General features: G+C 49.6%; 32 protein-coding genes and 1 pseudogene. 32 read left to right on the top strand and 1 reads right to left on the bottom strand.

The window, feature by feature from the left end; translation table 11 throughout:
- The first annotated feature begins 15 nt into the window (after positions 1-15).
- The 3 genes and pseudogenes from rpsG to tuf all read left to right on the top strand — a co-directional run bounded on the left by rpsG (position 16) and on the right by tuf (position 3889).
- A complete protein-coding gene (rpsG, locus tag FPL14_RS10615) occupies positions 16-486 on the top strand; it encodes a 30S ribosomal protein S7 (RefSeq protein WP_182302922.1) in 471 nt (156 codons plus the stop codon).
- Between the two features lie 39 nt (positions 487-525).
- Positions 526-2600 (top strand): annotated as a pseudogene (gene fusA, locus FPL14_RS10610) (elongation factor G).
- A gap of 95 nt (positions 2601-2695) precedes the next feature.
- Positions 2696-3889: an elongation factor Tu gene (gene tuf, locus FPL14_RS10605; protein WP_182302921.1), complete on the top strand. Its 1194-nt coding sequence runs from the start codon at positions 2696-2698 to the stop codon at positions 3887-3889.
- A 90-nt stretch (positions 3890-3979) separates the two neighbouring features.
- Here tuf and FPL14_RS10600 read toward each other — a convergent pair whose 3' ends face one another.
- Positions 3980-4567: a YitT family protein gene (locus tag FPL14_RS10600; protein ID WP_182302920.1), complete on the bottom strand. Its 588-nt coding sequence runs from the start codon at positions 4565-4567 to the stop codon at positions 3980-3982.
- 463 nt (positions 4568-5030) lie between these two features.
- Between FPL14_RS10600 and rpsJ the strand changes: the two genes are divergently transcribed.
- From rpsJ to rpsK, 29 genes are all read left to right on the top strand, one after another.
- Complete coding sequence (gene rpsJ, locus FPL14_RS10595) at positions 5031-5339, top strand: 30S ribosomal protein S10 (RefSeq protein WP_027087350.1); 309 nt, start codon at positions 5031-5033, stop codon at positions 5337-5339.
- Between the two features lie 45 nt (positions 5340-5384).
- Positions 5385-6011: a 50S ribosomal protein L3 gene (rplC, locus tag FPL14_RS10590; RefSeq protein WP_182302919.1), complete on the top strand. Its 627-nt coding sequence runs from the start codon at positions 5385-5387 to the stop codon at positions 6009-6011.
- A 31-nt stretch (positions 6012-6042) separates the two neighbouring features.
- Positions 6043-6666, top strand: a complete 624-nt coding sequence (gene rplD, locus FPL14_RS10585; protein WP_182302918.1) for a 50S ribosomal protein L4 — start codon at positions 6043-6045, stop codon at positions 6664-6666.
- Entirely contained in the window at positions 6666-6959 is a 294-nt protein-coding gene (gene rplW / locus FPL14_RS10580) for a 50S ribosomal protein L23 (RefSeq protein WP_182302917.1), read from the top strand. The genes rplD and rplW overlap by 1 nt, the downstream gene beginning before the upstream one ends.
- 29 nt (positions 6960-6988) lie before the next feature.
- Entirely contained in the window at positions 6989-7819 is an 831-nt protein-coding gene (gene rplB, locus FPL14_RS10575) for a 50S ribosomal protein L2 (protein ID WP_182302916.1), read from the top strand.
- 121 nt (positions 7820-7940) lie between these two features.
- Positions 7941-8222 (top strand): 30S ribosomal protein S19, encoded by a 282-nt coding sequence (rpsS, locus tag FPL14_RS10570; RefSeq protein ID WP_135153599.1) that lies wholly within the window; start codon positions 7941-7943, stop codon positions 8220-8222.
- 91 nt (positions 8223-8313) lie between these two features.
- A complete protein-coding gene (gene rplV, locus FPL14_RS10565; protein ID WP_169281348.1) occupies positions 8314-8652 on the top strand; it encodes a 50S ribosomal protein L22 in 339 nt (112 codons plus the stop codon).
- A gap of 13 nt (positions 8653-8665) precedes the next feature.
- On the top strand, positions 8666-9328 hold the full coding sequence (gene rpsC, locus FPL14_RS10560) for a 30S ribosomal protein S3 (RefSeq protein WP_182302915.1): 663 nt from the start codon (positions 8666-8668) through the stop codon (positions 9326-9328).
- Between the two features lie 2 nt (positions 9329-9330).
- Positions 9331-9768 (top strand): 50S ribosomal protein L16, encoded by a 438-nt coding sequence (gene rplP, locus FPL14_RS10555; RefSeq protein WP_182302914.1) that lies wholly within the window; start codon positions 9331-9333, stop codon positions 9766-9768.
- Positions 9755-9952 (top strand): 50S ribosomal protein L29, encoded by a 198-nt coding sequence (gene rpmC, locus FPL14_RS10550; RefSeq protein WP_041066918.1) that lies wholly within the window; start codon positions 9755-9757, stop codon positions 9950-9952. Before rplP ends, rpmC begins: the two co-directional genes overlap by 14 nt.
- Positions 9953-9975: 23 nt before the next feature.
- Positions 9976-10242 carry a 30S ribosomal protein S17 gene (gene rpsQ / locus FPL14_RS10545; RefSeq protein ID WP_182302913.1) on the top strand — a complete coding sequence of 89 codons (267 nt, stop codon included), beginning with the start codon at positions 9976-9978 and terminating at the stop codon, positions 10240-10242.
- A gap of 45 nt (positions 10243-10287) precedes the next feature.
- The gene (gene rplN, locus FPL14_RS10540) at positions 10288-10656 is read left to right on the top strand and encodes a 50S ribosomal protein L14 (RefSeq protein ID WP_169281344.1); all 369 of its coding nucleotides are present in this window, start codon (positions 10288-10290) and stop codon (positions 10654-10656) included.
- Positions 10657-10701: 45 nt separating this feature from the next.
- Positions 10702-11055: a 50S ribosomal protein L24 gene (gene rplX, locus FPL14_RS10535; RefSeq protein WP_220471232.1), complete on the top strand. Its 354-nt coding sequence runs from the start codon at positions 10702-10704 to the stop codon at positions 11053-11055.
- Between the two features lie 35 nt (positions 11056-11090).
- Positions 11091-11633 (top strand): 50S ribosomal protein L5, encoded by a 543-nt coding sequence (gene rplE / locus FPL14_RS10530; RefSeq protein WP_182302912.1) that lies wholly within the window; start codon positions 11091-11093, stop codon positions 11631-11633.
- A 50-nt stretch (positions 11634-11683) separates the two neighbouring features.
- Positions 11684-11869 (top strand): type Z 30S ribosomal protein S14, encoded by a 186-nt coding sequence (locus tag FPL14_RS10525; protein ID WP_027087364.1) that lies wholly within the window; start codon positions 11684-11686, stop codon positions 11867-11869.
- 30 nt (positions 11870-11899) lie between these two features.
- Positions 11900-12298 carry a 30S ribosomal protein S8 gene (rpsH, locus tag FPL14_RS10520; protein WP_090117902.1) on the top strand — a complete coding sequence of 133 codons (399 nt, stop codon included), beginning with the start codon at positions 11900-11902 and terminating at the stop codon, positions 12296-12298.
- A gap of 30 nt (positions 12299-12328) precedes the next feature.
- Complete coding sequence (gene rplF / locus FPL14_RS10515; protein WP_182302911.1) at positions 12329-12871, top strand: 50S ribosomal protein L6; 543 nt, start codon at positions 12329-12331, stop codon at positions 12869-12871.
- 57 nt (positions 12872-12928) lie between these two features.
- Positions 12929-13294: a 50S ribosomal protein L18 gene (gene rplR, locus FPL14_RS10510; protein WP_182303940.1), complete on the top strand. Its 366-nt coding sequence runs from the start codon at positions 12929-12931 to the stop codon at positions 13292-13294.
- A 29-nt stretch (positions 13295-13323) separates the two neighbouring features.
- Positions 13324-13821, top strand: a complete 498-nt coding sequence (rpsE, locus tag FPL14_RS10505; protein WP_094050613.1) for a 30S ribosomal protein S5 — start codon at positions 13324-13326, stop codon at positions 13819-13821.
- Positions 13822-13834: 13 nt separating this feature from the next.
- Entirely contained in the window at positions 13835-14014 is a 180-nt protein-coding gene (gene rpmD, locus FPL14_RS10500) for a 50S ribosomal protein L30 (RefSeq protein WP_182302910.1), read from the top strand.
- 37 nt (positions 14015-14051) lie between these two features.
- Positions 14052-14495 (top strand): 50S ribosomal protein L15, encoded by a 444-nt coding sequence (gene rplO, locus FPL14_RS10495; protein WP_182302909.1) that lies wholly within the window; start codon positions 14052-14054, stop codon positions 14493-14495.
- Positions 14495-15793, top strand: coding sequence for a preprotein translocase subunit SecY (gene secY, locus FPL14_RS10490; protein ID WP_182302908.1), 1299 nt, complete (start codon positions 14495-14497; stop codon positions 15791-15793). The genes rplO and secY overlap by 1 nt, the downstream gene beginning before the upstream one ends.
- 27 nt (positions 15794-15820) lie before the next feature.
- Positions 15821-16465, top strand: coding sequence for an adenylate kinase (locus FPL14_RS10485; RefSeq protein WP_182302907.1), 645 nt, complete (start codon positions 15821-15823; stop codon positions 16463-16465).
- 6 nt (positions 16466-16471) lie between these two features.
- Positions 16472-17218, top strand: a complete 747-nt coding sequence (map, locus tag FPL14_RS10480; RefSeq protein WP_182302906.1) for a type I methionyl aminopeptidase — start codon at positions 16472-16474, stop codon at positions 17216-17218.
- Positions 17219-17233: 15 nt separating this feature from the next.
- Positions 17234-17542, top strand: a complete 309-nt coding sequence (locus tag FPL14_RS10475) for a KOW domain-containing RNA-binding protein (protein ID WP_182302905.1) — start codon at positions 17234-17236, stop codon at positions 17540-17542.
- Between the two features lie 2 nt (positions 17543-17544).
- Positions 17545-17760, top strand: a complete 216-nt coding sequence (gene infA / locus FPL14_RS10470) for a translation initiation factor IF-1 (protein WP_035121186.1) — start codon at positions 17545-17547, stop codon at positions 17758-17760.
- 185 nt (positions 17761-17945) lie between these two features.
- The gene (gene rpmJ, locus FPL14_RS10465) at positions 17946-18059 is read left to right on the top strand and encodes a 50S ribosomal protein L36 (protein ID WP_003333770.1); all 114 of its coding nucleotides are present in this window, start codon (positions 17946-17948) and stop codon (positions 18057-18059) included.
- 23 nt (positions 18060-18082) lie between these two features.
- Entirely contained in the window at positions 18083-18451 is a 369-nt protein-coding gene (gene rpsM, locus FPL14_RS10460) for a 30S ribosomal protein S13 (RefSeq protein ID WP_182302904.1), read from the top strand.
- 18 nt (positions 18452-18469) lie between these two features.
- Positions 18470-18868 carry a 30S ribosomal protein S11 gene (rpsK, locus tag FPL14_RS10455; RefSeq protein ID WP_094050605.1) on the top strand — a complete coding sequence of 133 codons (399 nt, stop codon included), beginning with the start codon at positions 18470-18472 and terminating at the stop codon, positions 18866-18868.
- Positions 18869-18983 lie beyond the last annotated feature (115 nt).

Genomic DNA, 18983 nt, shown 5'->3' with positions numbered 1-18983 from the left:
AAAGGAGGAACTTCGATGCCACGTAAAGGACCAGTTCCGAAACGGGATGTACTCCCGGATCCGCTGTACAACAGCAAACTTGTTACTCGTCTAGTAAACCGCATCATGATCGACGGGAAGAAGGGCGTTGCCCAACAACTTCTCTATGATGCATTCAAATTGATTCAAGAGCGCTCCGGTAAAGATCCAATGGAGGTTTTTGAAGCAGCAATCAAGAACATCATGCCGGTGCTTGAAGTTAAAGCTCGCCGCGTAGGTGGAGCCAACTATCAAGTTCCGATTGAAGTTAAGCCTGAACGCCGCACGTCCCTTGGACTGCGCTGGCTCGTTAACTACTCCCGCAACCGCGGCGAGAAAACGATGGAAGAGCGTTTAGCAGCTGAAATTCTGGATGCTTCCAATAACACTGGAGCAGCCGTTAAGAAACGTGAGGATACTCACAAAATGGCGGAAGCGAACAAAGCGTTTGCTCACTACCGTTGGTAGGATTCGCTTAAGCAAGACAAATGAAGGGAGACTGTATCGATGGCTAGAGAGTTCTCCTTGCAAAATACGCGTAATATCGGGATTATGGCGCATATTGATGCGGGTAAAACCACGACTACTGAACGGATTTTGTTCTACACCGGACGCGTTCACAAAATCGGCGAAGTGCATGAAGGCGCCGCTACGATGGACTGGATGGAGCAAGAGCAAGAGCGCGGTATCACGATTACGTCTGCCGCGACAACCGCTCAGTGGAAGGGTCTCCGTATCAATATTATCGACACTCCGGGTCACGTTGACTTTACGGTAGAGGTTGAGCGCTCCTTGCGCGTATTGGATGGGGCCGTTGGCGTATTTAGCGCCAAAGAAGGTGTAGAACCACAATCCGAGACGGTATGGCGTCAAGCCGACCGTTACGGCGTACCGCGTATCGCTTATGTTAATAAGATGGATATTATCGGTGCGGACTATCTCAATGTTGTTAAAGACATGAGAGAGCGCTTGAACGCTAACGCTGTAGCAATTCAATTGCCGATGGGCGCCGAAGATACTTTCGTAGGTATGATCGACCTGATTGAACGGGTTGCTTATAAATACAAAGACGATCAAGGCAAAGACCCAGAGAAAATTGAAATTCCTGCAGAATACGCGGATCAAGCGGAAGAACTGCGCAACATCTTGGTAGAGAAAGTTGCCGAGCTTGACGAAGAATTGACGATGAAGTACCTGGAAGGCGAAGAGCTTTCCGTTGCTGAAATCAAAGCGGCTCTTCGTAAAGGCGTCTGCGAAGTTAAAATCTTCCCAGTCGTATGCGGTTCCTCTTACCGTAACAAAGGTGTTCAACCGATGCTGGATGCCGTAGTTGACTTCCTGCCTTCCCCAGTCGATGTTCCTGATATCAAAGGAATCTTGGACGATGGCACGGAAACAACTCGCAAATCCGCTGACAACGAGCCGTTCGCTGCTCTTGCATTCAAAATCATGACTGACCCTTACGTTGGTCGTTTGACCTTCTTCCGCGTTTACTCCGGCGTACTGAGCGCAGGCTCTTATGTTGTTAACGCGACTAAAGGCAAACGCGAACGCGTTGGTCGTATTCTGCAAATGCATGCGAACAGCCGTCAAGAAATCAGCGAAGTTTATTCCGGTGACATCGCTGCTGCCGTCGGTCTGAAAGACACGACAACAGGCGACACGCTTTGTGACGAGAAAAACCCTGTAATCCTGGAATCGATGAACTTCCCAGAGCCGGTTATCCAACTCGCGGTTGAGCCGAAAACTAAAGCCGACCAAGATAAAATGGGTATCGCTCTGCAGAAGCTGGCCGAGGAAGATCCTACGTTCCGTGCTCACACGGACGAAGAAACCGGCCAAACGATCATCTCCGGTATGGGCGAGCTTCACTTGGAAATCCTTGTTGACCGTATGCTTCGCGAATTCAAAGTGGAGACGAATGTCGGTAAACCGCAAGTTGCTTACCGTGAAACGTTCCGTACAGCTGCGAAAGTCGAAGGTAAATTCGTTCGCCAATCCGGTGGACGCGGTCAATACGGCCATTGCTGGATCGAGTTCGAACCGCGCGAGCCAGGCGAAGGCTTCTTGTTCGAGAACAAAGTCGTCGGCGGCGTAGTACCACGCGAGTTTATCGCGCCGGTACAAGCTGGTATCGAAGAGTCGATGAAAAACGGCGTACTCGCCGGCTTCCCGCTCGTAGATATCAAAGCTACAATCTTCGACGGATCTTACCATGACGTCGACTCCTCGGAGATGGCGTTCAAAATCGCCGGATCGATGGCGCTTAAAGCAGCGAAGGACAAATGTAATCCTGTGTTGCTCGAGCCAATCATGAAGGTTGAAGTAACGGTTCCCGAAGAGTACTTCGGAGATGTTATGGGCATGTTGAGCTCCCGTCGCGCCGCATCGAAGGATCGGATATGCGTTTCGGCGCACAAATCGTTCGTGCGAAGGTGCCGTTGGCTGAGATGTTCGGATACTCCACAACGCTTCGTTCCGGTACGCAAGGCCGTGGGGTGTTCTCGATGGAACTGTCCCACTACGAAGAAGTGCCTAAGTCGATTTCGGAAGAGATCATTTCGAAACACAAAGGCGCGTAATGATTTAGAAAGCGGAAGGGACGTGGGATTGCATCATGCACCCCCGGCCCTCCACCAAATATAATCCTTTTAAACATTAAGGAGGAACAGTATCCATGGCTAAGGCTAAATTCGAACGTAATAAACCACACGTTAACATCGGTACGATCGGTCACGTTGACCACGGTAAAACAACTACTACTGCTGCAATCACGTCGGTATTGAACAAAAAATACGGTAGCGGTGCTGCTGTAGCGTTTGACCAAATCGACAAAGCTCCAGAAGAGCGCGAGCGTGGAATTACAATTTCCACTGCACACGTTGAGTACGAAACTCCTAACCGTCACTATGCGCACGTTGACTGCCCAGGACATGCTGACTATGTTAAAAACATGATCACTGGCGCTGCTCAAATGGACGGAGCTATCCTGGTTGTATCCGCTGCTGACGGCCCTATGCCGCAAACGCGCGAGCACATCCTTCTCTCCCGTCAAGTAGGCGTTCCTTACATCGTCGTATTCTTGAACAAATGCGACATGGTTGAAGACGAAGAGTTGCTTGAGCTTGTTGAGATGGAAGTTCGCGATCTTCTTAGCGAATATGAATTCCCAGGCGATGACACTCCAATCATCCGCGGCGCTGCTCGTGAAGCTCTGCAAAACCCAGACGGCCCTTGGGCTGACAAAATCGTCGAGTTGTTCGAAGCTATCGACAGCTACATCCCAACTCCTGAGCGCGCAACTGACAAGCCTTTCTTGATGCCAGTTGAGGACGTGTTCACGATCACTGGTCGTGGTACGGTTGCTACAGGCCGCGTTGAGCGTGGTATCATCAAAGTTGGTGACGAGGCTGAAATCATCGGTTTGCAAGAAGAAACTCGCAAATCCGTTGTAACGGGCGTAGAAATGTTCCGCAAATTGCTTGATCAAGCTCAAGCCGGCGACAACATCGGAGCATTGCTTCGTGGTGTAGACCGTAAAGACATCGAGCGCGGCCAAGTAATCGCGAAACCAGGTTCCGTTAAACCGCACACTGAGTTCACTGCTCAAATCTACGTTCTGACTTCCGCTGAGGGTGGCCGTCACAAGCCTTTCTTCACAGGATACCGTCCGCAATTCTACTTCCGGACAACAGACGTAACTGGCATCATCAACCTGCCAGAAGGAACAGAAATGGTTATGCCTGGTGATAACATCACTGTAACCGTTCAACTGATCTCCCCAATCGCTATCGAAGAAGGTACTCGCTTCGCTATTCGCGAAGGCGGACGTACTGTAGGCGCTGGCGCGGTTGCTTCGATCCAAAAATAAGCGACTTTCCAATAAAGAAAGAGCTATCATGGCGTTTAAGCCAAGATAGCTCTTTTTTTCTTTCTTCTATTATAATGGCGTTCTGTCGCGTCAGTATGAGAAGTACTTTGTCGTACATAAGCTGGTGGCCAAACCGCCGGAACTGATCGTGGCAACGGAGAGGAAGAAAGTATCTACGGAGAATAAAAGTCCGCCCATGCTTACGACGATAGCATCCATAAGAAGAATCAGAATTCCGACATTGATTCTAAGCTTGCCCGCGAGCAATTTGGCGAGCAAGTCAATTCCGCCGGTGCTCGTATCGAATCGGAGTAAAATACCGAAACCGATTCCTATGAAGAGACCGCCAACGATGGAAGCGATAAAGGGGTATTGGCTGACTAAAGATCCAAGCGGGTTATAAGGATCGAACAGATCTATAAAGTAAGACAAGAAGATCATCCCGAACAAGCTGTGAAAAAAGAAGGTCTTATCTTTGAACCATGTATAAATGAATACAGGCGAGCTGCAGAGAATGAGGAGAAGGCCGACTTTCAGACCGAATAGATAATTACCGATAAGAGCGATGCCTATCAAACCGCCATCAAGCACTTTGATAGGCATCAGGAAAAAGTCGATGCCCATAGCTATTAGCATGCTACCGACAATGATGACTATGACTTTTTGGAGCGAAAACAAGCAAATCAGTCCCTTCACCGTGGCCTGTCTTATCTATATGGAAGACATGGAAGGTCCATGACGAGGAACTGGAATATTTATGGTTAATGCGCTGTAGCATCTTCGTCATAGTGATCTAAATAAAGCTTGTTCAAGCCAATCCGGCATAGTGTGTATCTCCGTAATACACGCTTGGGAGCATAGCGGTAAAACCCGTCCGTTTCATTGTTTCTTATCCGATTAAAACCCATGAAACGCAAAAATACGCACCGAAAAGGCATTATGCACTCTTTCGAAAAAAAATGTTGCATTCAATTGGGCAGATCGCTATAATAGTGAATGTTGGTCTGTGACTGTGCGTTGATGTGAGAGGTTGCCGACACACCCGGCCCCTTTGCCATAAAGGATGCCAATAGGTGATTGTCGGGTTATTCTCACGGAGTATGTCCGATTCCAAAATTGGGCGAATGAAGGAGGGAATTCTATGGCTAAGCAAAAAATCCGTATCCGTTTGAAAGCCTACGACCACCGTATCCTGGATCAATCCGCGGAGAAAATCGTAGAAACGGCGAAACGTACTGGTGCAGGTGTATCCGGTCCGATCCCGTTGCCGACCGAGAAGCAGATCATCACGATCCTGCGTGCGGTGCACAAATACAAGGATTCGCGTGAGCAATTCGAAATGCGTACGCACAAGCGTTTGATTGATATCGTCAATCCTACGCCGCAAACAGTCGACGCGCTTATGCGCCTTGACCTGCCATCCGGCGTTGATATCGAAATCAAGCTTTAATTGCAACAACAAGTAAATTAGATCCATCAGAAAAGAGGTGTCAACATGTCAGGAATCTTGGGACGTAAACTCGGAATGACTCAAATATTCGCAGCTGACGGCAACGTAGTGCCGGTTACTGTGGTAGAGGCAACTCCGAACGTCGTATTGCAAAAGAAATCCGCGGATAACGACGGATACGAAGCAGTACAGCTCGGCTTCGCGGACAAACGCGAAAAGCTAGCAACTAAACCAGCCATCGGCCACGCTAAAAAAGCGGGCGCGGCACCCAAGCGCTTCATTCGCGAAGTTAGCGGACTTACGCCAGCTGACTTGGAAGTTGGCCAGGAACTTAAGGTTGACCAATTCTCCGAAGGCGATATCGTTGACGTAACGGGTATTTCCAAAGGTAAAGGAACGACAGGCGCAATCAAACGTTGGGGCTTCCAACGCGGTAAAATGACGCACGGTTCCAAGTATCACCGCGGTAACGGTTCGCTCGCGACAATCCGTGACGCAAACCGCGTACCAAAAGGTAAGAAAATGCACGGCCGCATGGGTAGCGAAACGATCACCGTACAAAACCTTGAAATCGTTAAAGTCGATTTAGAGCGTAATGTATTGTTGATTAAAGGTTCCGTACCGGGCGCTCGTAACAGCTTTCTCAAAATCCGCTCAGCGGTGAAGAAATAATACGTAATGTATGAGGAAAGGAGGACCACTCATGCCGAAAGTATCCGTATTTAACGTAGACGGCAAAGAAGTTGGACAATTGGATCTGGCAGAAGGAGTATTCGGTTTAGAGCCGAACGTACACGTTCTGCACAGCGCTGTATTGCTTCAACAAGCTTCGCTTCGCTCCGGAACGCACGATACGAAAGGTCGTTCGGAAGTTCGCGGAGGCGGACGCAAGCCTTGGAAACAAAAAGGAACTGGCCGCGCTCGTCAAGGTAGTATTCGTTCGCCGCAATGGAAAGGCGGCGGTATCGTATTCGGACCAACGCCACGCAGCTACGGTTTCAAATTGCCGCGTAAAGTACGTCGTTTGGCAATCAAATCCGCGTTGTCCAGCAAAGTTGTGGATAACCAAATCATCGTTCTTGATCAGCTGAGCTTGTCCCAACCGAAAACGAAGGACATCGCTAAGATCCTGAACAACCTCAAAGTATCCCGTAAAGCTCTAGTAGTGACGGCTGACTTTGATAATAACGTGGCTCTGTCCGCGCGTAATATCCCAGGCGTTAAATTCGTTTCCGCTGAAGGAATCAACGTGCTTGACGTGATGAAACATGATCAATTGATCATCACGAAGGATGCAGTCGCTAAAGTTGAGGAGGTGTTCGCGTAATGAAGAACCCCCGCGATCTAATCAAACGGCCGGTTGTTACCGAACGCACAAGCGACTTCTTGGAACAGAACAAATACGTTTTTGAAGTCGATTTGAAAGCGAACAAAACCGAAATCAAACAAGCCATCGAACAGATCTTCAAAGTAAAAGTCGTTGGCGTTAATACTCTCAGAATGCCTGCTAAGCCTAAACGCTACGGCAGACATAGCGGTTATACTTCTGAATGGAAAAAAGCAATCGTGCAGCTTTCCGCAGACAGCAAGCCGCTTGAGTTCTTCGAATCCTCTGTATAATAAGTCTCTAAAGTAAGGAGGGAATCCAATTGCCAGTCAAAAAGTTTAATCCGACAACGGCCAGCCGTCGTCAAATGACGATCGCAACGTTCGAAGAGATTACGACGAATGAGCCGGAAAAATCCTTGCTCGCGCCGTTATTCAAACGTGCAGGCCGTAACAACCAAGGTAAAATTACCGTTCGCCATCACGGCGGTGGTCATAAGCGTAAGTACCGGATCATCGACTTCAAGCGCACTAAGGACGGCATTCCCGGCCGCGTGGCTTCGATCGAATACGATCCGAACCGTACTTCTTACATCGCTCTGATCAACTATGCAGACGGCGAGAAAACGTACATTATCGCACCGAAAGGCCTTAAAGTCGACGATGTGATCATGTCCGGTCCTACTGCCGACATCAAAGTGGGTAATGCGCTTCCGTTGGAGAACATTCCAGTCGGTACAGTTATCCACAACATTGAGCTGAAACCAGGCAAAGGCGGCCAAATGGTTCGCGCTGCGGGTACTAGCGCTCAATTGCTCGGTAAAGAAGAAACTTACGTTACCATTCGTTTGACATCCGGCGAGATTCGCCGCATTCTCAAAACTTGCCGTGCAACAATCGGTACGGTTGGTAACCAAGACCATGAGTTGCTGAACGTTGGTAAAGCTGGACGCAACCGTTGGTTAGGCAAACGCCCGACAGTTCGTGGGGTTGTTATGAACCCGAACGATCACCCGCACGGTGGTGGCGAAGGCCGCGCTCCAATCGGTCGCAAATCCCCGCTTTCTCCATGGGGTCAACCAACGCTCGGTTACAAAACACGCAAGAAGAAAAAAGCTTCGAGCAAATATATTGTTCGTCGTCGCAGCAAGTAATTGCTTGGCGGCATGAACGAATGAGATCTGATATGGGGTCCCCGGAAAGTAATCGGAATACGGTTCGAAGCATCGGCTTCACTTTTTGGGGTGAAAACCGCGTTGAAGGGAGGAGCATTCCATGGGTCGCAGTTTGAAAAAAGGACCTTTCGTGGATGGATATCTACTGAAAAAAGTGGAAGAACTATCCGGTTCGAATAAGAAAGTCGTTATCAAAACGTGGTCTCGCCGCTCGACGATTTTCCCACAATTCGTGGGTCAAACGTTCGCGGTATATGATGGACGCAAGCACGTGCCAGTATACGTATCGGAAGATATGGTTGGTCATAAGCTTGGTGAATTCGCGCCAACGCGCACGTTCAAAGGTCATACGGACGACGATAAAAAAACGGGCAAGCGTTAATTTTAACCCTACGAAGTGCGATTGATTAAAGCGTGACCGAGGTGACGCTGATTAATCGCAACGAACGTAACGTAAGGGAGGAGGTACATCGATGTCTCAGCAAGCGAAAGCTGTTGTGAATAACATTCGCATTCCGGCTCGTAAAGTCCGCCTGGTCGTTGATCTGATCCGCGGTAAGAAAGTCGGCGATGCTGTTGCTATTCTGCGTCACACTCCGCGTTCGGCATCTCCTGTTTTGGAGAAATTGTTGAACTCTGCCATTGCGAACGCTGAACACAACTACCAGCTCGACGTGAACAAATTGGTCGTGTCCGAAGCCTTCGTTAACGAAGGTCCAACGATGAAACGATTCCAACCTCGTTCCCAAGGTCGCGCATTCAGTATTTTCAAGCGCTCCAGCCACATTACGCTGGTCGTATCTGAGAAATAAGGAGGGACAACGTGTGGGTCAAAAAGTAAATCCCGTCGGTCTTCGCATCGGCATCATCCGTGATTGGGAATCCAAATGGTATGCTGACAAAGATTTCGGCTCCCTTCTTATCGAAGATGTCAAAATCCGCGAATTCCTTAAGACGAAGTTGAAGGAAGCAGCAGTATCCAAAATCGAAATCGAACGTGCGGCTAATCGCGTTAACGTTACGATTCACACTGCTAAGCCGGGTATCGTAATCGGTAAAGGCGGCGCTGAAGTAGAAGTGCTTCGCGGCCAACTTACGAAAATCACGAACGGCAAAAAAGTGCACATTAACATCTCCGAGATCAAAAACCCGGAATTGGACGCTATCCTGGTTGCCGAGAGCATCGCGCAACAATTGGAACGCCGCGTTTCATTCCGCCGCGCGATGAAACAAGCTATGCAACGTACTCAACGCGCTGGCGCGAAAGGAATCAAAACATCCGTTAGTGGTCGTCTGGGCGGAGCGGAAATTGCTCGTCAAGAAGGATACAGCGAAGGAACAGTGCCATTGCACACGCTCCGCGCTGATATCGATTACGGAACGGCAGAAGCACATACGACTTACGGCCGCATCGGCGTAAAAGTATGGATCTACCGTGGCGAAGTCCTTCCGACGAAGAAAAGAGCTGCTGAGGAAGGAGGCAACTGATCATGTTGGTCCCTAAACGCGTAAAACACCGCAAAGTACACCGCGGTAAAATGAGAGGCCAAGCTAAAGGCGGCGCTGAGGTTCATTTCGGTGAATACGGCCTGCAAGCTATGGAGCCTTCTTGGGTAACTAACCGTCAAATCGAGGCTGCGCGTATCGCGATGACTCGTTATATTAAACGGGGCGGTAAAGTTTGGATCAAAATTTTCCCTTCGAAACCAATTACCCAAAAACCTCTTGAGGTTCGGATGGGTAGCGGTAAAGGTAACGTAGAAGCATGGGTTGCCGTTGTGAAACCGGGCAAAGTATTGTTCGAACTCGCAGGGGTATCCGAGGAGATCGCACGTGAAGCAATGCGTCTTGCAGCACACAAGTTGCCGATCAAGACGAAGTTTGTGAAACGTGAAGAACTGGGTGGTGAAGCAAATGAAAGCCAGTGAATTTCGCAACCTGACATCGGCGGAACTCGAACAGAAGATCGCCGGCTTCAAGGATGAGCTGTTCAACCTCCGCTTCCAACTGGCTACTGGCCAACTGGATAACCCGCACCGCCTTGGCGATCTGCGGAAAGAAATTGCTCGGGCTAAAACCATTTTGCGCGAGCGTGAACTCGGCATCGGCTAATACCCGGGAAAAGGAGGATTACCATGAGCGAACGCAACAACAATCGTAAAGTGCAGATTGGTAAAGTCGTCAGCGACAAAATGGATAAAACGATTGTGGTAGCTGTTGAAACTTACAAAAAGCACAGCCTCTACCACAAACGGATTAAATACACGAAGAAATTCAAAGCGCATGACGAAAACAACGAAGCACAAATCGGCGACACCGTGAGAATCATGGAGACCCGCCCGTTGTCGAAAGACAAAACTTGGCGCCTGGTCGAAATCGTCGAGAAAGCCGTATTGGCCTAAGCGACTCTTCGAAAGAAGTTTTCTTACTGAAAGGAGGACCTTGCGATGATTCAACCGTTTACGCGTCTGGCTGTTGCCGACAACTCCGGCGCTAAAGAATTGATGTGTATCCGCGTGCTTGGCGGTACAGGACGCCGCGTAGGACATATCGGTGATATGATCGTATGTTCCGTAAAACAAGCAACACCAGGCGGCGTTGTCAAAAAAGGCGACGTAGTCAAATGTGTTATCGTTCGTACGAAACGTTCGGTACGCCGTAAAGATGGATCTTACATCGCATTCGACGAGAATGCTGCTGTAATCGTAAAAGAAGACAAGAGCCCGCGCGGTACCCGTATTTTCGGACCTGTAGCTCGTGAACTTCGCGAACACGACTTTATGAAAATCATTTCCCTGGCACCGGAAGTTCTTTAATTATCCGGAACGCACCGATGGAGAAACACTCAAGGAGGTGTACCCATGCCCCGTCTGAAAAAAGTGCTTGAATCGCACAACCATAAACTGCACGTGAAAAAAGACGATAACATCATCGTCATCTCGGGCAAAGACAAAGGCAAAAAAGGCCGCATTATCGCTGCTTACCCGCGCGAAAATCGCGTTCTTGTCGAAGGCGTCAATATGATCAAACGTCATACTCGCCCTAACCCGACGAACCAACAAGGCGGTATCATCGAACGCGAAGCGCCAATTCACGCTTCCAACGTTATGCATATCGATCCTAAGAGCGGCAAACCAACTCGCGTTGGTTACAAAACGCTTGATAACGGCAAAAAAGTCCGGGTAGCTAAACGCTCCGGAGAAATGATCGACTAATCGCAGTAAGAACGGAAAGGAGGTCACTGTGACTCATGGCAGCAAGAATGAAGGAACGTTTCCTGAATGAAATTACTCCTGCTCTTATGCAGAAGTTTAGCTACAAATCCGTCATGCAAGTGCCTAAAATCGAGAAAGTCGTCATCAACATGGGTGTCGGCGAAGCGGTTTCTAACTCCAAAATCATGGATTTTGCAGTTGAGGACATGCAGAAGATTGCCGGTCAAAAACCAGTAATCACTCGTTCGAAAAAATCGATCGCGGGCTTCCGCTTGCGTGAGAACTTGCCGATCGGAGTTAAAGTAACTCTTCGCGGCGAGCGTATGTACTACTTCTTGGATAAATTGTTCAACATTTCTCTTCCTCGCGTTCGTGACTTTCACGGCGTATCGACGAAATCGTTCGATGGCCGCGGTAACTACACGCTTGGATTGAAAGAGCAATTGATTTTCCCGGAAATCGAGTATGACAAGATTGATAAAGTTCGCGGGATGGATATCGTCATCGTCACGACTGCAAAATCGGACGAAGAAGCGCGTGAGCTGCTCACCCAATTGGGTATGCCGTTTGCGAAGTGACGATAGCCCGGTCAATGAGCAAAAGGTACCTAATGGAGGTGTGAAAGCAAGTGGCAAAAACGTCGATGAAAATCAAGCAACAACGCGCGCCGAAGTTTAAAGTCCAGGCTTACACGCGTTGCGAGCGTTGCGGTCGTCCGCATTCCGTTTTGCAAAAATTCAAGATCTGCCGGATCTGTTTCCGTGAATTGGCATATAAAGGCCAGATTCCTGGCGTCAAAAAAGCGAGCTGGTAATCAGCCTAGTTCGGGAAGGAGGTTTACCCCATGGTTATGTCTGATCCTATTGCAGATATGTTGACTCGGATTCGCAACGCGAATCTCGTGCGTCATGAGTCGGTGGAGTTGCCTGCGTCTACGGTGAAGAAGCAAATTGCTGAAATCCTTAAACGCGAAGGCTTTATCCGCGACGCTGAATATGTAGAAGATAACAAGCAAGGTTTGATCCGCATTTTCTTGAAATACGGACCGAACAACGAGCGCGTTATCACGGGTCTTAAACGCATTAGCAAGCCAGGCTTGCGCGTTTACACGAAGTCTAATGAAGTTCCGCGTGTGCTGGGTGGCCTCGGCATCGCGATCATTTCCACATCTAAAGGCATCATCACCGACAAGGAAGCCCGTCAAGGGAAAGCCGGCGGCGAAGTGCTCTGCTACGTTTGGTAATTTAACTGTCACACGATTGGAGGTGTACCTATGTCCCGTATTGGACGCAAACCGATTCAGGTGCCTAACGGCGTGAACGTGAACCTGGACAACAACGTAATTACGATCAAAGGACCTAAAGGAACTTTGTCCCGCGTTCTGCACAGCGATATGAAGGTTTCCTACGAGTCCGATGTCATTACTGTTGAACGTCCTTCCGATAACAAGCTTCACCGCTCGCTGCACGGAACAACTCGCAGCGTAGTTGCCAACATGGTAAGCGGCGTAACCGAAGGTTACATCAGAAACCTTGATCTGGTAGGTGTAGGTTACCGTGCAAGTAAATCCGGCGATAAGCTGGTATTGAACGTGGGTTACTCTCACCCGGTTGAAATCGTACCGGAAAGCGGCATTGAATTCGAAGTGCCGGCTCAAAACAAAATCGTCGTTAAAGGCATCGACAAAGAACTTGTCGGCGCAACTGCAGCGAAAATCCGCTCCGTACGCGAGCCTGAACCGTATAAAGGTAAAGGAATCAAGTACGAAGGCGAACGTATCCTTCGTAAAGAAGGTAAAGCAGGTAAAAAGAAATAAGCTTAAAGCGGCGTGATGCCGCTTAAGCACTCAATAAGAAGGGAGTGAACCATGCGGATGATTACTAAAGCCGATAAGAACAAAGCGCGTCTGAAAAGACACCTTCGGGTACGTAAGAAAATCAGCGGGACGAATGAACGTCCACGTCTGTCCGTGTTCCGTTCATCCAAGCATATCTACGCTCAACTGATCGACGACGTTAAAGGCGTTACTATCGCTAGCGCTTCTACGGTTGAGAAAGAACTTGCTGATGTAGGCAACGGCGGTAACGTTGAGTCTGCACGTAAAGTTGGCGAATTGATCGCTAAACGCGCAAAAGAAAAAGGATACGAGAACGTCGTGTTCGATCGTGGCGGTTATCTGTATCACGGACGTATTCAAGCACTGGCTGACGCAGCTCGCGAAGCCGGATTACAGTTTTAATTCATTTTTGACACAAGGAGGTAAACGACTTGCGTGTAGATCCGAATACATTGGAACTGACCGAAAAAATGGTTCAAATCAATCGTGTCTCCAAAGTCGTCAAAGGCGGACGTCGCTTTAGTTTCAGCGCACTCGTCGTTGTCGGAGACGGCAAAGGATGGGTTGGCGCGGGAATCGGTAAAGCTTCCGAAGTTCCAGACGCAATCCGTAAGGGCGTCGATGACGCAAAGAAAAATCTAGTATTCGTACCACTCGTTGGAACAACAATTCCACACGCCGTTACGGGAAGTTTCGGCGCCGGCAAAGTGTTGCTGAAACCAGCATCCGAAGGTACTGGAGTTATCGCGGGCGGTCCTGTCCGTGCGGTGCTCGAATTAGCTGGAGTCGGCGATATTTTGACGAAATCGCTGGGTTCCTCCAACTCCATTAACATGGTCAATGCGACGTTGGAAGGTTTATCCCGCCTCAAACGCGCCGAAGACGTAGCGAAACTGCGCGGCAAAACCGTAGCAGAGCTATTCCGTTAAGGAGGGGAAACAGATGGCACAGCTTCAAATTACCCTCGTTCGTAGCTTGATCGGCCGTCCTGAGAATCAACGTCAAACGGTGAAATCTCTAGGACTCGGCAAGTTGCATTCGTCCGTAGTAAGAGAAGATAATGTCGCTACTCGCGGCATGATCAACACAGTTAACCATTTGATCGAAGTTAAAGAAGTTTAAGATAATAAGCAAAACTCTCAAGGAGGTGCGACTTACGATGAAATTGCATGAGCTATCTCCGAACGAAGGCTCGAAGTTCACCCGTAAACGGGTAGGACGCGGTGCCGGTAGCGGACTCGGCAAAACGTCAGGTCGCGGTCACAAAGGGCAAAACGCTCGTTCCGGTGGCGGAGTTCGTCCCGGTTTCGAGGGTGGACAAAACCCTTTGTACCGTCGGGTACCAAAACGCGGATTCAACAATGACCGTTTCGCTACGGTCTTTGCGATTGTCAACCTTGACCAGCTGAACCGTTTTGCTGCTGGTACGGAAGTGACTCCAGAATTGCTTCTCAACGAAGGGATTCTCAAAAATCCAAAAGATGGAATTAAAATTCTGGGCAATGGCGATTTGAACGTGCAGCTGACTGTTAAAGCTCATAAGTTCTCTCAGTCTGCAGCAGAAAAAATTCAAGCCGCCGGCGGTAAAACCGAGGTGATCTAATGTTCGCGACCGTCACTAACATTTGGAAAGTCGAGGACCTTCGCAAGAGGATCCTGTTTACCCTTTTCATCCTGTTTGTATACAGAATCGGTTCCTTTATTCCGGTTCCGAACATTAACAAGGACGTTCTTACGATGGCCGACCAAACAGGTACCGACCTGTTCGGCCTTCTGAACACGTTCTCTGGCGGTGCGTTGTTTAATTTCTCCATTTTCGCTCTGGGGATCACGCCGTACATTACGGCTTCGATTATCGTTCAATTGCTTTCCATGGATGTCATTCCGAAGTTCTCGGAATGGCAGAAGGAAGGCGAGAACGGTAAACGCAAGCTCGCACAGATTACTCGTTACGGAACGATTATTCTGGGGCTTATCCAAGCTTTTGCGACGGCAATCGGTTTTAACCGGATGTACAACTACGATATGGTCATTGACGCGAATACGGCGACGTATCTTATGATTGCGATCGTATTGACGGCTGGTACAGCGTTCCTTATGTGGTTGGGTGAGCAAATCAACGAGAAGGGTATCGGCAACGGTATCTCGATCTTGATCTTCGCGGCAATCGTTGCGGCAATCCCTAAACATATTCGCGATATCTATGCGGATCAATTCACGGATTCCAGTCAACTGTTCCTTAATATCGTTAAGATGGTCATCATCCTGCTTGTAATCGTTCTGATTATTGCAGGCGTAATCTTCATCCAGCAAGGCGTGCGCAAAATTCCCGTACAGTACGCTAAACGGGTTGTCGGTCAAAAAATGTACGGCGGCCAATCGACGCACATTCCTCTTAAAGTGAATGGCGCGGGCGTAATTCCGGTTATCTTCGCAGTCTCCCTTCTGATGTTCCCGATTACGATCGCTCAGTTCTGGGCTAACCAAGCTTGGGCACAATGGATTATCCAGAACATGTACTACGACAAGCCGCTTGGCATGGTGTTGTACGTGTTGCTGATTATCGGATTCACCTTCTTCTACACATTCGTTCAATTCAATCCGCAGCAATTGGCGGATAATATGAAGAAGAACGGCGGTTATATCCCGGGCATTCGTCCTGGCAAGCCGACTCAGGGTTTCCTGATGCGGGTTATTACTCGCATTACGCTTGCAGGCGCGGTGTTCTTGGCGCTTATATCGGTAATCCCCGTGTTCTTCGGTTCATTGGCAGGTTTGCCGAAATCCGTACAATTGGGCGGTACATCGTTGTTGATCGTTATCGGGGTCGCACTCGAAACGATGAAACAAATCGAGAGCCAATTGATCAAACGTCACTACAAAGGGTTTATCAATAAATAACCATCGAGACGGACAGGAGGAACGACAATGAACATTTTGTTTATGGGGCCTCCTGGCGCCGGTAAAGGAACGCAGGCAGAGCGGATCGTCGAGCAATTCGGCATTCCGCACATCTCTACCGGTGATGCGTTTCGTTTAGCCATGAAGCAGGGCACTCCACTCGGACAAAAAGCTAAGGAGTACGTAGACCAAGGTTTGCTTGTTCCCGATGAAGTGACGAACGGAATCGTTCGCGATCGTTTGGCTGCCGAAGATTGCGCCAAAGGATTTTTGCTGGACGGGTTTCCACGGACGCTCGCTCAAGCCGAAGCGCTTGACGGGATGCTTGCCGAAATGGGTCGCAAGATTGATCATGTCATCAACCTCAAAGTGGATCGCGGCTTCTTGCTCGCCCGCTTGACAGGCAGAAGGATTTGTAAAACTTGCGGTGCGACGTATCATGTCATGTTCAACCCTCCTAAGCAGGAAGGCATCTGCGATAAAGACGGGGGAGAGCTGTATCAGCGTTCCGACGATACGGAAGAAAAAGTGGGCACGCGTCTTGACGAGTATACGAGCAAGACGGCTCCGCTTCTGACGTATTACGGCGACAAAGGTTCGCTCCGTGAAGTAGACGGGGAGAAGGACATCGATGCGGTTACGGCCGACATCGCTTCCCTTCTCAGAGGGTAATCGGCCATGATCGTTATCAAGTCCGAAAAAGAATTAAACTTGATGCGTGAGGCGGGACGGATTGTAGCAGAGACGCATCGCCTGATGAAACAGGCGGTCATGCCTGGTGTAACAACCGCCGAACTAGATCGGATAGCCGATACTTTCATCCGCAGTCAAGGTGCCGTTCCTTCTTTCAAAGGTTATAACGGTTTTCCGGCCAGCATATGCGCTTCAACGAACGAGGAGCTCGTACACGGGTTTCCCGGTCCGCGGAAGCTAGTAGAAGGCGATATCATCAGCATCGATATCGGCGCACAGTACCACGGCTATCACGGAGATTCCGCTTGGACGTACGGTGTCGGTCGAATTTCCGACGAAGCGCAACGGCTTCTGGATGTTACGGAAGCGTCGCTCTTCGCGGGATTGGAGCTGGTTCGTCCAGACGTGAGGCTGTTTACCGTTTCCCACGGAATACAGAAAGTGATCGAAGAGGCGGGCTTCTCGGTAGTCAGGGAATACGTCGGACACGGCGTAGGAGCTGATCTGCACGAGGAACCGCAGATTCCGAATTATGGCGTTCCTGACCGCGGTCCGCGGCTCAAACCTGGAATGACACTCGCGATCGAGCCGATGGTCATCGTGGGAGAACGTTACGTGAAGACATTGTCCGATAATTGGACGGTCGTCACGGTGGACGGATCGCTGTGCGCGCATTTCGAGCATACGATTGCCGTAACCGAAGACGGGTACGAAATACTAACCCGTGCGTAAAGCTAGGTGAATGAAATGACGGTAAACGTTAAGTTGGAGCCCGGAGATATCGTGAGAAGCCGGCGTGGTAGAGACGAAGGGCAGCTCATTATCGTGATTGCCCTCGTCGATGAGCGATTCGCGCTCGTGGCCGACGGTGATAAACGCCGCTTCGATCGGCCCAAACGCAAAAACGTGCTGCATCTCGAACCGATCGGGATCCGAAGCGAGGAAGTAGCGAATAGCCTTCGCGAAACCGGCCGCGTCACCAACGCGAAGCTCCGGCACGCTATCGGACAAATCGAACAACGGCTCGAAACGCATGCTGAAGAGAAAGGAGAATGACGGTGGCCAAAGAGGACGTCATCGAGGTGGAAGGAACGGTTATTGAACCGCTACCGAATGCCATGTTCAAGGTCGAACTCGAGAACGGACATCAAATCCTTGCGCATGTTTCCGGAAAACTTCGGATGCATTTCATACGGATTCTAACGGGGGATAAAGTGGTTATCCAGTTGTCACCCTACGATCTAACGCGGGGCCGTATCACCTACCGTAAATAAGTTCGTTCGGTCTACCTATGCACGAAAAGATCGAACGGCTTTGACACAACGTCATCATGCAAGTTCGATCGGACCGTGTCAACCAACACGCGATCGCAAGGCGCCGCTTCGTTGGATGCATTCGTGAGACTGACATGCGACGTCTAGGCACGCTATTTCAGTCACACACTAAGGAGGGTATTATCATGAAGGTGAGACCTTCGGTCAAACCGATTTGCGAAAAATGCAAAGTCATTCGCCGCAAAGGCAACGTGATGGTTATCTGTGAGAATCCGAAGCATAAACAAAAACAAGGCTAATATAGAAGGAGGTGCCCCTAACTATGGCACGTATATCTGGTGTTGACCTCCCGCGCGACAAGCGCGTGGAAATCGCCCTTACGTATATCTTCGGAATTGGTAAACCAACTTCCCAGAGGATTCTAGCAACTACGGGCGTCAATCCCGACACTCGCGTTCGCGATCTGACAGAGGATGAGCTGGCTCGTCTTCGTGAAACGATCGACAAAGAACAAAAGGTCGAGGGCGACCTGCGTCGCGAAATTGCACTAAACATCAAACGGCTGATTGAAATCGGCTGCTATCGAGGCATCCGTCACCGCCGCGGTCTGCCGGTTCGCGGACAACGTTCGAAAACGAACGCACGTACACGCAAAGGTCCACGTCGTACAGTAGCGAACAAGAAGAAGTAATAAGGGGGGATAACAAACATGGCACAAAAAGGCAAGAAAGTCGTACGTACCAAGCGTCGTGATCGGAAGAATATCGACAGCGGAGTGGCACATATCCGTTCCACGTTTAACAATACAATCGTGACGATTACGGATCCGCACGGTAACGCGGTTTCCTGGGCGAGCTCCGGTAACCTTGGTTTCAAAGGCTCCCGTAAAAGCACGCCGTTCGCTGCTCAAATGGCAGCCGAATCTGCAGCCCGCGCTGCGATGGAACACGGAATGCGTCTGGTAGAAGTTTCTGTTAAAGGTCCTGGCGCCGGCCGCGAAGCTGCGATTCGTTCGTTGCAAGCCGCTGGTCTTGAAGTCAGCATGATCAGAGACGTAACACCAATCCCGCATAACGGATGCCGTCCTCCGAAGCGCCGCCGCGTATAGTCTCGTTGCAATGTGGTATCAAACAAGAACAACTTGAGAATAATGGTTGTAACGGTTAGGCATACTACATGGTTTACCCCATAAACATTTCTCCTTATTAAAGGCTGAACCATTT

Source organism: Cohnella cholangitidis, assembly GCF_014107495.1.
Classification (GTDB): Bacteria; Bacillota; Bacilli; order Paenibacillales; family Paenibacillaceae; genus Cohnella; species Cohnella cholangitidis.
This window is presented reverse-complemented; position numbering and strand designations above follow the sequence as displayed.

Bases quoted from the DNA above. Each gene is read 5' to 3' on its own strand.
- rpsG (WP_182302922.1), top strand. From the start codon at position 16: ATGCCACGTAAAGGACCAGTTCCGAAACGGGATGTACTCCCGGATCCG.
- tuf (WP_182302921.1), top strand. From the start codon at position 2,696: ATGGCTAAGGCTAAATTCGAACGTAATAAACCACACGTTAACATCGGT.
- rpsJ (WP_027087350.1), top strand. From the start codon at position 5,031: ATGGCTAAGCAAAAAATCCGTATCCGTTTGAAAGCCTACGACCACCGT.
- rplC (WP_182302919.1), top strand. From the start codon at position 5,385: ATGTCAGGAATCTTGGGACGTAAACTCGGAATGACTCAAATATTCGCA.
- rplD (WP_182302918.1), top strand. From the start codon at position 6,043: ATGCCGAAAGTATCCGTATTTAACGTAGACGGCAAAGAAGTTGGACAA.
- rplW (WP_182302917.1), top strand. From the start codon at position 6,666: ATGAAGAACCCCCGCGATCTAATCAAACGGCCGGTTGTTACCGAACGC.
- rpsS (WP_135153599.1), top strand. From the start codon at position 7,941: ATGGGTCGCAGTTTGAAAAAAGGACCTTTCGTGGATGGATATCTACTG.
- rplV (WP_169281348.1), top strand. From the start codon at position 8,314: ATGTCTCAGCAAGCGAAAGCTGTTGTGAATAACATTCGCATTCCGGCT.
- rplP (WP_182302914.1), top strand. From the start codon at position 9,331: ATGTTGGTCCCTAAACGCGTAAAACACCGCAAAGTACACCGCGGTAAA.
- rpmC (WP_041066918.1), top strand. From the start codon at position 9,755: ATGAAAGCCAGTGAATTTCGCAACCTGACATCGGCGGAACTCGAACAG.
- rpsQ (WP_182302913.1), top strand. From the start codon at position 9,976: ATGAGCGAACGCAACAACAATCGTAAAGTGCAGATTGGTAAAGTCGTC.
- rplN (WP_169281344.1), top strand. From the start codon at position 10,288: ATGATTCAACCGTTTACGCGTCTGGCTGTTGCCGACAACTCCGGCGCT.
- rplX (WP_220471232.1), top strand. From the start codon at position 10,702: ATGCCCCGTCTGAAAAAAGTGCTTGAATCGCACAACCATAAACTGCAC.
- rplE (WP_182302912.1), top strand. From the start codon at position 11,091: ATGGCAGCAAGAATGAAGGAACGTTTCCTGAATGAAATTACTCCTGCT.
- rpsH (WP_090117902.1), top strand. From the start codon at position 11,900: ATGGTTATGTCTGATCCTATTGCAGATATGTTGACTCGGATTCGCAAC.
- rplF (WP_182302911.1), top strand. From the start codon at position 12,329: ATGTCCCGTATTGGACGCAAACCGATTCAGGTGCCTAACGGCGTGAAC.
- rplR (WP_182303940.1), top strand. From the start codon at position 12,929: ATGATTACTAAAGCCGATAAGAACAAAGCGCGTCTGAAAAGACACCTT.
- rpmD (WP_182302910.1), top strand. From the start codon at position 13,835: ATGGCACAGCTTCAAATTACCCTCGTTCGTAGCTTGATCGGCCGTCCT.
- rplO (WP_182302909.1), top strand. From the start codon at position 14,052: ATGAAATTGCATGAGCTATCTCCGAACGAAGGCTCGAAGTTCACCCGT.
- secY (WP_182302908.1), top strand. From the start codon at position 14,495: ATGTTCGCGACCGTCACTAACATTTGGAAAGTCGAGGACCTTCGCAAG.
- FPL14_RS10485 (WP_182302907.1), top strand. From the start codon at position 15,821: ATGAACATTTTGTTTATGGGGCCTCCTGGCGCCGGTAAAGGAACGCAG.
- map (WP_182302906.1), top strand. From the start codon at position 16,472: ATGATCGTTATCAAGTCCGAAAAAGAATTAAACTTGATGCGTGAGGCG.
- FPL14_RS10475 (WP_182302905.1), top strand. From the start codon at position 17,234: ATGACGGTAAACGTTAAGTTGGAGCCCGGAGATATCGTGAGAAGCCGG.
- rpmJ (WP_003333770.1), top strand. From the start codon at position 17,946: ATGAAGGTGAGACCTTCGGTCAAACCGATTTGCGAAAAATGCAAAGTC.
- rpsM (WP_182302904.1), top strand. From the start codon at position 18,083: ATGGCACGTATATCTGGTGTTGACCTCCCGCGCGACAAGCGCGTGGAA.
- rpsK (WP_094050605.1), top strand. From the start codon at position 18,470: ATGGCACAAAAAGGCAAGAAAGTCGTACGTACCAAGCGTCGTGATCGG.